This is a genomic window from Actinotalea caeni, from assembly GCF_009733795.1.
Taxonomy (GTDB): Bacteria; Actinomycetota; Actinomycetes; order Actinomycetales; family Beutenbergiaceae; genus Pseudactinotalea; species Pseudactinotalea caeni.
In genome coordinates, this window is the sequence record NZ_WNXX01000006.1 from 129,480 (window position 1) to 143,124 (window position 13,645).

General features: G+C 73.4%; 8 protein-coding genes. 4 read left to right on the forward strand and 4 right to left on the reverse strand.

Going from position 1 to position 13,645, the window contains the following annotated elements:
* Positions 1–312 precede the first annotated feature (312 nt).
* From GPA02_RS07480 to rsgA, 3 genes are all read left to right on the forward strand, one after another.
* Positions 313–1,344 (forward strand): type IV toxin-antitoxin system AbiEi family antitoxin, encoded by a 1,032-nt coding sequence (locus tag GPA02_RS07480; protein WP_156199291.1) that lies wholly within the window; start codon positions 313–315, stop codon positions 1,342–1,344.
* Between the two features lie 334 nt (positions 1,345–1,678).
* Entirely contained in the window at positions 1,679–2,662 is a 984-nt protein-coding gene (locus tag GPA02_RS07485; RefSeq protein WP_156199292.1) for a Rossmann-fold NAD(P)-binding domain-containing protein, read from the forward strand.
* Positions 2,663–2,731: 69 nt separating this feature from the next.
* Positions 2,732–3,733 carry a ribosome small subunit-dependent GTPase A gene (gene rsgA, locus GPA02_RS07490; protein ID WP_156199369.1) on the forward strand — a complete coding sequence of 334 codons (1,002 nt, stop codon included), beginning with the start codon at positions 2,732–2,734 and terminating at the stop codon, positions 3,731–3,733.
* Between the two features lie 13 nt (positions 3,734–3,746).
* Here rsgA and GPA02_RS07495 read toward each other — a convergent pair whose 3' ends face one another.
* A complete protein-coding gene (locus GPA02_RS07495; RefSeq protein ID WP_338027514.1) occupies positions 3,747–4,163 on the reverse strand; it encodes a GNAT family N-acetyltransferase in 417 nt (138 codons plus the stop codon).
* A 13-nt stretch (positions 4,164–4,176) separates the two neighbouring features.
* A complete protein-coding gene (locus GPA02_RS07500; protein WP_240133939.1) occupies positions 4,177–4,959 on the reverse strand; it encodes an alpha/beta hydrolase family protein in 783 nt (260 codons plus the stop codon).
* Positions 4,960–5,112: 153 nt separating this feature from the next.
* Here GPA02_RS07500 and GPA02_RS07505 point away from each other — a divergent pair, with 153 nt between their 5' ends.
* On the forward strand, positions 5,113–10,140 hold the full coding sequence (locus GPA02_RS07505; RefSeq protein WP_162457721.1) for an ExeM/NucH family extracellular endonuclease: 5,028 nt from the start codon (positions 5,113–5,115) through the stop codon (positions 10,138–10,140).
* A gap of 208 nt (positions 10,141–10,348) precedes the next feature.
* Here GPA02_RS07505 and GPA02_RS07510 read toward each other — a convergent pair whose 3' ends face one another.
* On the reverse strand, positions 10,349–11,833 hold the full coding sequence (locus GPA02_RS07510) for a maltokinase N-terminal cap-like domain-containing protein (protein ID WP_156199295.1): 1,485 nt from the start codon (positions 11,831–11,833) through the stop codon (positions 10,349–10,351).
* A complete protein-coding gene (treS, locus tag GPA02_RS07515; RefSeq protein ID WP_204986532.1) occupies positions 11,830–13,557 on the reverse strand; it encodes a maltose alpha-D-glucosyltransferase in 1,728 nt (575 codons plus the stop codon). The genes GPA02_RS07510 and treS overlap by 4 nt, the downstream gene beginning before the upstream one ends.
* Between the last annotated feature and the right edge of the window lie 88 nt (positions 13,558–13,645).

Consider the following 13,645-nt stretch of genomic DNA (forward strand, 5'->3'; position numbering starts at 1 on the left):
TGGCGGGCCCGTCCGTTCTCGCACCCCTCTCGCGCACCCGCACCTTGCCGCCGCGCCCGCGCCCGCACCCCGCCCCCGCGCCGCCCCCCATCCCGTCCTCGCGAGCAAACTCGTACCTGGGTGCCGAACTCGTAGCGTGCACCGTACGAGCTCGGCACCCAGGTACGAGTTGGCGTTCGGGGACGGCGAGGGTGTGGCTGTGGCTGGTGCCCGGTGTGGGTGTCTGTCCACAGGTACGGCGTCGTGCGTTCTTGTCCACAGCAGGTGGTGGCGGGCTGCGCGGTGCCGGGGCGGCGTGACCACTCTGGTGGGGTGACACCCACTCCGCCCCCAGTCCTCACCACCCGCGAGCACGGGTTCGCCGCGCTGCGGCCGGCGATCCGCTCTGGGGAGCTGACGCGGCTGCGGCGCGGGGCCTACGTCTGGCGGGCCGCCGAGCGTGAGCCGTGGCAGGAGCGGCAGGACGCCATCCTCGCTCGCTGCGCCGCCGTCGCCGCGCGCTTCACGACGCGATACGCCTTCAGCCACGAGACGGCGGCGCTCCTGCACGGCTGGCCCGTCACCACGCTCGACGACCGGATCCGCGTCACCCAGACCGTCAACCCTGGCGGCAGCAGCACGCCCGACGTGCTCAGGCACGTCCGCGCCGACCTGCCCGACGGCGACCTCACCACCGTCGCTGGGCTGCTGGTCACGACGCCGGATCGCACCGTGCTGGACTGCGCCCGGTACCTCCCGCCCGACCGCGGCCTGGTGGTGGTCGACGGCGCGCTGCGGAGCCTGGCACGGATGTCGCCGCACCGTCGCGCGGAGTCGGAGGCGCGGCAGGAGGCGACCCGCTCCCGGTTGCTCGGACAGCTCGCGACGATCGGACCGGCGCGCGGCACCGCGCGTGCCCGTGCCGTGCTCGCCGTCGCCACCGGGTTCGCGGCGACGCCGCCGGAGAGCCGGTTGCGATGGGCGGCCCTCGCGGCAGGTCTGCCGGAGCCGGTCGCGCAGCTCCCGATCGAGATCGGGAGCCGGCTCTTCTTCGCCGACCTCGCCTGGGTGGGGGACGACGGCGGCTGGTTGCTCGTCGTCGAGTTCGACGGCGCCGTCAAGTACATCGGTGACGAGACCGACCCGGCGCAGGCGGCCCGCGTCGTCGCGGCGGAGAAGGAGCGCGAAGACCTCATCCGCCGGCACGCGGCGCCGCTCGTACGGTTCGAGCGGTTCACGACCGCGGACCTGAGCGACCCCACCGCGGTCGCTCGCCGTCTCCGCGCGGCGCTCCCCGGCCCTGTCCGGCTGAGCCCGCGACCGGCGCTGCGTCCCTCACCGACCCGACGAGCTCGTAGCTGGTGACCGAACTCGGCGCGTGCACCGTACGAGTTCGGTACGCGGGTACGAGTTCGCTGCCCGGGGCGCGGGGGCGCGGGGCGCGGGGCGCGGGGCGCGGCGTGGGGCGAGGGGCCGACGCCTCACCCTCACGCGTCGCCGCGAACTCGTAGCGCCGTGCCGAACTCGGCGCGTGCACCGTACGAGTTCGGCACCCGGGTACGAGTTCGCTGCCGGGGGATCGCGACGGGCGCCGGGGGGATCGCGACGGGCGCCGGGGGAGGGCGTGGGGGTGGTGGGGCCGCCGCACCCGCGGGGCTGGGGTGCGGTCGTCGCAGCCACCACGTGGCAGGGTGGGTGGATGGACGTGCTGCTGCTCGGTGGGACCGGATGGCTCGGTGGCGAGGTGGCGCGCGCCGCGGTGGCGCGGGGGCACGCGGTCACCGCGCTGACGCGCGGCGCGGGGGTGCCCGACGGCGTCGCCCACGTCCGCGGGGACCGCACCGAGGACGGTGCGTACGACGCGGTCGCGGGTCGGGACTGGGACCTCGTGCTCGACGTCGTGCACCAGCCGGGGCTGGTGCGCTCCGCGGTGCAGGCGCTCGGGGATCGCGCCCGGCGCTGGGTGTACGTCTCCTCCGGCTCGGTCTACCGCGCCACCGACGACCCGGCCGGCGACGAGACCGACCCGCTGCACGACCCGTTGACCTCCGACCACGCCGGGCCGGAGGACTACGCCGGCGCCAAGGTGGCGTGCGAGAACCTCGTGCTCGAGGCGCTCGGCGACCGCGCCGTCGTCGCCCGCGCCGGGCTGATCGGCGGTCGTGGCGACCGGTCCGACCGCTTCGGCTACTACCCTGCCGCGTTCGCGCGGGCCGGCAGCGAGGCCGTGCTGCTGCCCGCCGTCGGGGAGACGACCGTCCAGACCGTGAGCGCCGCCGACCTCGCCGCCTGGCTCGTCGCCGCCGGGGAGGGCGACGCCAGCGGCGTCTACGACACCTACGGCGAGCCGATCGCCTTCGCCGACCTCGTCGCGCTCGCGCGTGCCGCGGCCGGCCACCAGGGTCCCGTGCACGAGGCCGACCCGGACTGGCTCGTCGCGCACGGCGTCGGCTACTTCATGGGGCCGCGCTCGCTGCCGTTCTGGCTCCCGGCCGGGCACGAGCTCACCGTCACCCGCCCCTCCGCGCGCGCTCGCGCCGCAGGGCTGAGCTGGCGCCCCTACCGGCGGCTGGTCGACGAGGCGCTCACCGACGAGCGCACGCTCGGGTTCGACCGCGAGCGCCGCGCCGGTCTCACCCGCGCCGAGGAGCTCGAGCTGCTGGCCGCGCTCGCGGGCGACTGACCCGCCCGTCGCCCGTCACCCAGGGGTAATCGCCTTGCCGGGCTGCCTACCGTTCTTGGCGTGACATCGATGTGGCGCGTCTCGCGCGTCGACAAGGGCGTCGTCAGGCTGGTTCCCGACGGCGACGTCGACGCGCCCGACGGCGGCACGACCGTCGCCACCGCCCGGGACGGGACCCTGCCGATGACCGTCGGCGACCCCGTGGTCCCGGCGGTCGGGGACCGCGTGGTGCTGGACGGCGACCGCGCGCTGGTCACGCCCCGCACCTCCGAGCTGGTGCGCGACACCGTCGGCAAGACCTCGCTCGTGCAGGTGATCGCCGCCAATGTCGACGTCGTCGTCGTGGTCGAGCACCTCGAGCCCGAGCCCGCCCTCGGCCGGCTGGAGCGCATGGTGACGATCGCCTGGCGCGCCGAGGCGACACCGCTGATCGTGCTCACCAAGTCCGACCTCGTCGACGACACCGACCACTGGGTCGCGCAGGCGCGTGCCGTCGCTCCCGGGGTCGACGTCGTCGCCGTGTCCGCGACCACCGGCGAGGGCCTCGACGCCCTCCACGCCGCGCTGGGGGAGGCCCGCACGCTCGTGCTCGTCGGCCCCTCGGGCGCCGGCAAGTCCACGCTCGTCAACGCGCTCGCGGGCCACGAGGTCATGAGGACGGGCGACGTCCGTGGCGACGGCCGCGGCATGCACACCACCACCCACCGCGAGCTCGTCCGGCTGCCGGGCGGCCGGTGGCTCATCGACACGCCGGGTGTCCGCTCGGTCGGGCTGGTCGCGACCGAGGAGTCGGTCGCGGCGACGTTCGCCGACGTCGAGGAGCTCGCGCAAAGCTGCCGGTTCCGGGACTGCACCCACACGACCGAGCCGGGCTGCGCCGTCGTCGCCGCGGTCGAGGCGGGCGAGCTGCCGGAGCGGCGGCTGGAGTCCTGGCACACGCTGCGCCGCGAGGCGGCGCGGCAGGCGATGCGCGCCGACGCGCGCCTCGCCGCGGCCCGCACCCGGCAGGCGAAGACGTTCTCGCGGACCGTGCGGGCGATGAAGGCCGCCGGCCAGATCCACAGCCGCTGACGGCGCCGCCGCCTCAGCCGAGCCGCACGAACGCCCGCAGCGGCCCGCCCTCGACCTCGTCGGCCCGCTCGAGGCCGCACGCCCGGTAGAACGCGTGCACGTGCGGCTCGTCCTCGGTCAGCAGCACCACCTGGCGCACCGTGAGCCGGTCGAGCAGCCGCGTGAGCAGCGCCCGGCCGATGCCCGCGTGCTGCCGGTCGGGGCGCACCAGCACGTCCTGGACGTACCCGATCGTCTCGCCGTCGCCGACGGCGCGCGCGAGGCCGACGAGCACGTCGCCGTCGTGCGCGCTCACCCAGCAGCGCGACCCGGCGAGCGCGCGCACCAGCCGGTCCGGGTCGCGCGTGTAGGCCGTCCAGCCGACCGAGCCGTAGAGGTCGAGGAGGTCCTCGCGGCCGATCGGTGCGTCGTCTCGCAGGTCGATGCTCACGCCACCCACCGTGTCATGCCGGCAGGTGGTCCAGCCAGTGCAGCGTCGCCGCCCAGGCCGGCCCGTCGGGGTCGATGACGGCGTAGTGGTCGCCTCCGGCCTCGACGACCTCGACGGCGTCACCCGCCGCACGTGCCCGCGCGACGAAGTCGTGGGTCTGGCTCATCGGCACGTCGTCGTCGGCGTCGGCGTGCACGCACAGCACCGGCACGCCCAGCGGCAGGGATGCCGTCGGGTCGGCGACCTCGTACCGCTCGGGCACCTGCTCGGCGGTGCCGCCGAGGAAGCGCTCGACGGCGCCGCCGCCGAGCCCCTCGTGGGCCGCCCGGCGCAGGTCGAGCACGCCCGCCTGGGCGACGACGGCGTCGACCCGCACGCGTGGCCGGGCGCCCGGCGCGCCGTCGGGCAGCCGCGGCCGGGCCGCGAGCCACGCGGCGAGCTGACCACCGGCCGAGTGGCCGACCGCCACGACCGGCCCGACGTCGAGCCCGGTGAGGAGGTCGACCGCCGCCGCCACGTCCTCGAGCGTGGCCGGGTAGCCGCCGTCGTGGCCGACCCGCCGGTACTCGACCACCAGGGTCGCCCAGCCGCGCGCCTGCAGGCTCGGCGCCAGCGGCCGTGCGTACTCCGCGCCGTAGGCGGCCTTCCAGAAGCCGCCGTGCACCAGCACGGCGACCGGTGCCGGCCCGTCGGGAGGCACCGTGAGCTCGGCCCACTGGTCGGGGTGGTCGCCGTAGCGGAGCAGCCTGGTCCGCGCCGCGCCCGCGTGGCCCGTGATGCCGCCGTCGGAGGTCACCGGCGTGCCCCGTGGGGGTGCGGCGACAGGTAAGCGCATCCCTCGCGCGGGCGTCTCATGTCGGACATCCAATCGTCGCCCACGTGTCATCGACCTCCGCTACCGTGCCTGGGCATCCCGTGTCCTGGATCACACCCCCGAAGGGCCGCTCCCATGTCTACAAGACTGTCCTCAGCACGCCGACGAGGACGACTCCTCGCCGCGACCACCGCGCTGTCCGTCGCCGGGTTCGGCCTCGCCTCCCCGGCGCTCGCCGACACCGAGGCGCCCGAGGAGACCGCGTCGCAGAGCGACGCCGCTGCGGTCGCCACCACCTCCGAGCCGGCCGCGGACGACGACGTCCAGCCGCTGGTCGTCACCGACGGCGACATCTTCATCAGCGAGATCCACTACGACAACGCCGGCACCGACGAGGGCGAGGCGATCGAGGTCGAGGCGCCCGTCGGCACCGATCTGACGGGATGGACGCTGGTCCTCTACAACGGCAGCAACGGCGCCAGCTACGACACCGACCCGCTGCCGACACCGGTCGGCGACGCGGGTGTCGTCGTAGTCGAGTACCCCGCGAACGGGATCCAGAACGGGGCGCCCGACGGCGTCGCGCTCGTCGACGACGCGGGCACCGTCGTCGAGCTCCTCTCCTACGAGGGCACCTTCACCGCGACCAACGGCCCGGCGGCCGGGCTGACCAGCACCGACATCGGCGTCATGCAGAGCGGCAGCGGTCCGGTGGGCGAGTCGCTGCAGCGGGTCGACGGCACCTGGACCGGCCCGGCCCCCGCGAGCTTCGGGACGCGCAACACAGCGGGCGATGACCCCGACCCGGACCCTGACCCCGACCCCGACCCCGAGACCGTCACGATCGCCGAGATCCAGGGCTCCGGTGCCGAGTCGCCGCTGGCGGGCCAGACCGTGACGACGACCGGCGTGGTCACCGCCGTCTACCCGACCGGCGGCTTCAACGGCTACTACATCCAGACCGCGGGCACGGGCGGCGACGAGGACCCGAGCACCCGCACCACCTCCGACGGCCTCTTCGTGTTCTCGAGCGCGACCGTCGGCAGCGTGTCGATCGGTGACCACGTCCAGGTCACCGGTGTGGTCTCGGAGTACAACGGGCTCACCGAGCTGACCGTCGCAGCGGGCGGGCTCACGCAGCTCACCGAGCCGTTCGACCCGGTCGAGCCGATCACGGACTTCGTGCTCCCGGCCACCGACGCCGAGCGCGAGCCCTTCGAGGGCATGCTCGTGCTGCCCGCCGACCGCTACGTCGTGTCCGACACCTACGCGCTGGGCGGCTTCGGGACGACGGCGTTCGGGTCGATCGGCCTCGGCCTCGACGGCCCGCTGGTCCAGGAGACCGAGCTGGCGCTGCCCGGCACGGCGGAGTTCGACGCCGTCGCCGCCGACAACGCGGCCCGTGCCGTCACGCTCGACGACGGCCAGTCGGCCCGGACCCCGACCTCGGCGAGCGTCCCGTACCTCACCGGCAACCCGGACGTCCGCACGGGCGCCGAGCTGTCGTTCGCCGCACCCGTCGTCGTCGACTACCGGTTCCAGTGGAACTTCCAGCCGACCTCGCCGGTCACGGGCGACGGCTCCGACGTCGTCACGGTCGCCGGCGGCAACACGCAGGACGCGAACGCCACGCCGGCGGACGTCGGCGGCGACCTGACGGTCGCGAGCTTCAACGTGCTCAACTACTTCACGACGCTCGGCACCGACCTGCCCGGCTGCACGGCCTACACCGACCGGGACGGCAACCCGATCACGGTCTCGGGCGGCTGCGACGCCCGCGGCGCGTGGGACGAGGAGAACCTGCAGCGGCAGCAGGACAAGATCGTCGCTGCCATCAACGGGCTCGGCGCCGACGTCGTCGGCCTCGAGGAGATCGAGAACTCCGCGAAGTTCGGCAAGGACCGCGACACCGCGCTCGCCGCGCTGGTCGACGCCCTCAACGCCGACGCGGGCGCGGGCACCTGGGCGTACGCGCCGTCGCCGGCCACGCTGCCGGACCTCGCCGAGCAGGACGTCATCCGCAACGCCTTCATCTACCGGCCCGCGAGCGTGAGCCTGGCGGGCGAGTCGGTGGTGCTGGTGGGTGACAGCGTCTTCGACAACGCGCGCGAGCCGCTCGCGCAGGTGTTCACGTCGGTGGCCAACCCGGACTACTCGTTCCTCGCGGTCACCAACCACTTCAAGAGCAAGAGCGGTGACTGCGGCGACCTGCCGGAGGGCTGCTTCGACGCCGATCGGGTCGCGCAGGCCGAGTCGCTGACGGCGTTCGCGCAGGCGACCGCCGACGCCGCCGGTGTCGAGGACGTCCTGCTGCTCGGCGACTTCAACTCCTACACCGCCGAGAACCCGGCGGTCGCGATCGAGGAGGCCGGCTACACCAACGTCAACAGCGCGCTCGCGCAGGAGACGACGTACGTCTTCGACGGCAAGGTCGGTTCGCTCGACCACGTGTTCGCCAACGACGCGGCGATGGAGCGGGTCACCGGTGCCGACGTCTGGCGGATCAACGCCGACGAGTCGGTGCTGGCGGAGTACTCGCGCTGGAACTACTTCGCGAGCGAGCACGTGCAGCTCGGCACCCAGTACCGGGCGTCGGACCACAACCCGATCCTCGTGGGGCTGGACGTGCCCGCGACGGCGGGGGAGACGCTGATCGACATCCTGTCGATCAACGACTTCCACGGTCGCATCCAGGCCGACGGTCAGTCGGCCGGTGCGGCGGTGCTCGCGTGCGCCGTCGACACCTACCGCGACGCCAACCCGAACACGATCCTCGTGTCGGCCGGTGACAACATCGGCGCCTCGACCTTCGTGTCCGCGGTCGCGCAGGACCAGCCGACGATCGACGTGCTCAACGCGATCGGGCTGGACGTCTCGGCGTTCGGCAACCACGAGTTCGACAAGGGCCAGGAGGACGTGAACGACCGCGTCCTGCCGGCCGTCGACTGGCCGTACCTCGCGGCGAACATCTACGACGAGGCGGGCGACCCGGTCTACGACCAGTACGCCGTCGTCGACGCCGGAGGTGTCGCGGTCGGGTTCATCGGCGCGATGACGGAGGAGCTGCCCACGCTGGTCTCCCCGGCCGGCATCGAGGGTCTCGTCATCGGTGACATGACCGAGGCGGTCAACGCCGTCGCGGCCGACCTCACCGACGGCGACGCCGCCAACGGCGAGGCCGACGTGCTGGTCGTGCTCGTCCACGACGGCGCGCCGTCGCCGGACCTGTCGTCGGCCGACGGGACGCCCTACGGCGACCTGATCGCCAACGTCGACGACGACGTCTCGGCCATCATCTCCGGGCACACCCACCAGCCGTACGCGGTGCAGGTCGGCGAGGTGTGGGTGACCCAGACCGGTCAGTACGGCGAGCAGCTGGGGCACCTGCAGATCCAGGTGGGCGAGGACGGCGAGCCGACGGTGACGCTGGCGGAGAACGTCGACCTCGTGACCGCCGACGGGCCGATCTGCGAGGGCGACCCCGACGTGCAGGCGATCGTCGACGCGGCCGTCGAGGAGGCCGAGGAGCTCGGCCGGGTGCCGGTGGGCGAGGTCACCGACGACCTGCGGCGGGCGGTCCAGAGCGACGGCACCGAGAACCGCGGGGGCGAGTCGACGATCGGCAACTTCGTCGCCGACGTCCAGCTGTGGGCCGGGCAGCAGTCCGGCGCGCAGATCGCCTTCATGAACCCCGGCGGCATCCGGCAGGACATCCTGTACGCCGCCGCCGGCGACGAGGGCGACGGCGTCGTGACCTACCAGGAGGCGGCGATCGTGCAGCCGTTCGCCAACACCCTGGTGGCGATGGACCTCACCGGCGAGCAGATCTTCCAGGTGCTGGAGCAGCAGTGGCAGCCCGCGGGCGCGTCACGGCCGTTCCTGCGGCTCGGGGTCTCCGAGGGCTTCCAGTACGTGTACGACCCGGACGCCCCTGCGGGTGAGCGGATCGTCTCGGCCACCCTCAACGGGGACCCGGTGACGGCCGACGAGACCTACCGGGTGATCGTGAACTCGTTCCTCGCCAGCGGCGGCGACGCGTTCGCGGCGTTCACGGGCGGGGTCAACGTGGCCGACACCGGGCGCGTCGACCTCGACGCGATGGTCGACTACTTCGCCGCCCGCACCGAGCCGGTGAGCCCGGACCTGGAGCAGCGAGCGATTGGTGTCTCGTGGGTCAGCGACCCGACGGCGCCGTTCGCGCCGGGTGACGAGATCGCGCTCGACCTCTCGTCGCTGGCGTTCAGCAACGACGAGCCCAAGCCGACCGAGGTCACCGCGACCCTGGGCGGTGTCGAGCTCGGCAGCTACGCCGTCGACACCTCGATCGTCGACACGACCGACGAGGCCGGCCGGGCCTCCGTGGTCGCGACCGTGCCCGACGGGCTCGGCGGCGAGGTCGAGCTGGTCGTCAGCGACGACGTCAACGGCGTCGTCTACACGACCACGCTCGTCGTCGAGGACGAGGCGCCGGACACCACGCGGCCGGAGACCACCCTGGTGGCGCCGACCTCGGCCGGGCCGTTCCGGACGCTGACGATCCAGGTGGACGCCACCGACGACGTCGGACTGGCTCGGATCGTGGCGAACGTCTACAGCGGCTCCACCCTGGTCCGCAGCACGCAGACCGCGGTGGACGGCGCCACGGCGGCGACGCACACGGCGACCGTCAGCGGTCTGCCGGACGGCGTCTACACGATCCGGTACAACGCCCACGACCTGGCGGGCAACGTGTCGCGGACGCAGACGTTCGACGTGACGATCGACGTGACGCGGCCGACGGTCACGCTGGTGTCCCCGACGTCGTCGGGCCCGTTCCAGCAGCTGTCGATCCAGGTCGACGCCGCGGACGCGAACGGGCTGGCCCGGATCGTGGCGAACGTCTATCAGGGCAGCACGCTCGTGCGGAGCACGCAGACCGCGGCGAACGGCGCCACGGCGGCGACGCACACCGCGACCGTGGAGCTGCCGGACGGCAGCTACACGATCCGGTACAACGCCCACGACCTCGCGGGCAACGTCTCGGCGACCGGCACGTTCGACGTCACCGTCGACACCACGCCGGAGCCCGAGCCCGAGCCCGACCCGTGGGAGCCGTGGCGGGAGTTCGCCCGGTGGCTGTGGAGCCTCCTCAAGCTGCTGTTCCCGTGGTGGCCGTGGCCGTGAGGTGAGGCGACGCCGGGCCTGAGCCGCTGAGCGGCTCGGGCCCGGCCCGGCGGACGGGCGGGTGGCGCGAGCCCCCGCCCGTCCGGCGTCTCCGGCCGCGATCGCGCCGGCAGCAGGGCGCGGCGGGGCCGTCGGCGACCTCGTGACGACCGCCGCCGTCGCGACGACGGCCGACGGCGCGGTGACGACCCCGGCGCGCCGTCGCCGGCTACAGCGCCGCGAGGGCGGCGAGCGGGATCCGCAGCCAGCCGGGCCGGTTGCGCGCCTCGTAGACCGCCTCGTACACGGCCTTGTCCGCGACGTAGGCCGCGAGCAGCGCCTGCTCGTCGGCGGTGAGGTCGCGGTCGCCGGTGTAGCCGGCGAGGAAGGCGGTGGCGTTGCGCTGCGCCCACGCGACCGCTCGGTCGCGCCGGTGCTCGCCCTCCTCCGGGTCGAGGCTGGGGGTCGCGAGCACGACCGCGTGCGCGGCGTAGTCGAAGGAGCGGAGCATGCCGGCGACGTCGCGCCACGGGGAGTCGGGCTCGCGCCGGTCGGCGAGCGGCTTGGCCGGCTCGCCCTCGAAGTCGACGATCTTCCAGTTGACGACCGTGCGCAGCGTCTGACCGAGGTGCAGGTCGCCGTGGACGCGCTGCACGAGCGCTCCCGGCAGCCGGGCGAGCGCCGCGTAGGTGGCGGTCAGCCGGTCGGTGTGCTCCGCGAGCTCCGGCACGACGGCGGTCGCGTCCCGCAGCCGGTCCGTCATCGTGCGCGCGAGCGCGCCGAGCGCGTCGGTGTCGCGCCGCCCGGTCGGGAAGTGGTGTCGCAGCGCCTCGTGCACGTCGGCGAGCGAGGCGCCGAGACGGTACGCCTCGTCGGCGAAGTCGCCGCCCGCCTCGTCGGCGGGCAGCTCGCCGTCGGCGGACGCCTCGGCGTCGGCCAGCAGCCCCCGCACCGACGCGAGCGCGAGCTCGAACCCGTCGGAGGCGGTCTTGAGGAACTGCTGCAGCATCGCCAGCTGCAGCGGGCCCTCGTCCGAAGGCACCTCGAGCCACCCGTACAGCGCCGCGACGTGCTCCGACCCGGCCCGGGTGAGCGCGTCGTGGATCTCGACGTCCGGGTTGACGCCGGGCGTCACCTTGCGGAACACCTTCATGAGCGCGTCGTCGCCGAACATCACCGACGAGTTGGACTGCTCGCCCGAGAAGGGCGTCGAGGTCGCGTCGACGGCGAGCTCGTGCCCGGCGAGCCGGTGGAAGAGCAGCGGGTCGCCGGCCGCACCGCCGCGGTCCTCGCCGGCGCTGTCGCCGTCGTCGGGCTCGGCCGCCGCGAACGCCGCCAGCCACACGGCCATCGCCTCCCGGTCGTGGACCGCGTCGTAGGCGTGCACCCAGTGCTCGGTGCCGTCGGTGCCGTCGGTGCCGGGGCCCTCGTCGTGCCAGCTGATGAACGCGTGGCTGAGCCGTTCCTGCGGGTGCTCGTACAGCGCGAGCGGCAGCTGGTAGAGCTCGTGCGCCGGCTCCGCGCCGTCGTCGTAGCGGACCTCGACGAGGTCGACGACGACGCGCGGCTCGGGCGGGCCGCCCGGGATCTCACCGAGGCGCGTGACGCCGGTGACGGTGAACTCGCGCCCCTTGCCGCCGAACCAGCGGGCCGCGGCGAGGTGGGCGGGCAGGGTGTCGACGGGCAGCGGGCTCGTCGAGCCGGGCGTCGTCATGCGTGTGCCTCCGCGGGGTCGATGGTCAGACGGAACCAGTAGAACCCGTACGAGCCGAGCGTGAGCAGGTAGGGCAGCTCGCCGATCTTCGGGAACGGCACGCCGCCCACGAGCTCGACGGGGACCCGCCCCTCCCACTGGCGCAGGTCGAGCTCGACCGGCTGCGGGAACCGCGAGAGGTTGTTGACGCACAGGATGACGTCGTCCGTCGGGTGACCGTCCTCGCCGTCGTGGCGCAGCTCGCGCACGTAGGACAGCACGGAGGGGTTGGACCCGCCGAGGTCGGTGAAGGTGCCGAGCCCGAAGGCGGGGTGGCTCTTGCGGATGTGGATCATCCGCCGCGTCCAGTGCAGCAGCGACGACGGGTTCTCCGTCTGCGCCTCGACGTTGACGCTCTGGTAGCCGTACACCGGGTCCTGGATGACCGGCAGGTGCAGCCGGCCCGGTGTCACGCGCGAGAAGCCGCCGTTGCGGTCGCTGGTCCACTGCATCGGCGTGCGGACGCCGTCGCGGTCGCCGAGCCAGATGTTGTCGCCCATCCCGATCTCGTCGCCGTAGTAGAGCACCGGCGACCCGGGCAGCGACAGCAGCAGCGCGTGGAACAGCTCCATCCGGTTGATGTCGTTGTCGAGCAGCGGCGCGAGCCGGCGGCGGATGCCGATGTTGGCCTTCATGCGGGGGTCCTTGGCGTACTCCGCCCACATGTAGTCACGGTCCTCGTCGGTGACCATCTCGAGCGTCAGCTCGTCGTGGTTGCGCAGGAAGATGCCCCACTGGCAGCCGCTGGGGATCTCCGGCGTCTGCGCCATGATCTCCGAGATCGGGTAGCGCGACTCGCGCCGCACCGACATGAACAGGCGCGGCATGACGGGGAAGTGGAACGCCATGTGGCACTCGTCGCCGCCGACCTCGGGGTCGCCGAAGTACTCGACGACGTCGGCCGGCCACTGGTTGGCCTCGCACAGCAGCACCGTGCCCGGGTACTTCTCGTCGACGAAGCGCCGCACCTTCTTGAGGATCTCGTGCGTCTCGGGGAGGTTCTCGCCGTTGGTGCCCTCGCGCTCGACCAGGTAGGGCACGGCGTCGAGCCGGAACCCGTCCAGGCCCATCGCGAGCCAGAAGTCCATCGCCTCGAGCATCGCCTCGAGCACGGCGGGGTTGTCGAAGTTGAGGTCGGGCTGGTGGGAGAAGAAGCGGTGCCAGTAGTACTGCTGCCGCACCGGGTCCCACGTCCAGTTCGACGGCTCGGTGTCGACGAAGATGATCCGCGCCTCGGAGTACAGCTCGTCGGTGTCGGACCACACGTAGAAGTCGCCGTAGGGCCCGTCGGGGTCGGAGCGGGACGCCTGGAACCAGGGGTGCTGGTCCGACGTGTGGTTCATGACGAAGTCGATGATCACGCGGATGCCGCGCTCGTGCGCCGCGGCGACGAACTCGCGGAAGTCCTCGACCGTGCCGATGTCGGGGAGGATCGCGGTGTAGTCGGAGACGTCGTAGCCGCCGTCACGCAGCGGCGAGGCGAAGAACGGCGGCACCCACAGGCAGTCGACGCCGAGCCACGCCAGGTAGTCGAGCTTGGAGGTCAGGCCCTTGAAGTCACCGGTGCCGTTGCCGTCGGAGTCGTAGAAGGCCCGGACGAGGACCTCGTAGAACACGGCGGTCTTGAACCACGCCGTCTCCCCGCTCGGGTTCAGCAGCTCGCCGGAGGGCCGCGCAGGTCGCAGGTCGGTCACCGACCCACCTTCCCGCCTTCGCACAGGCGTCGCAACCGATCCGGGGACCCTCGCGTGACGGCGACCGCCGCGGGCGTCG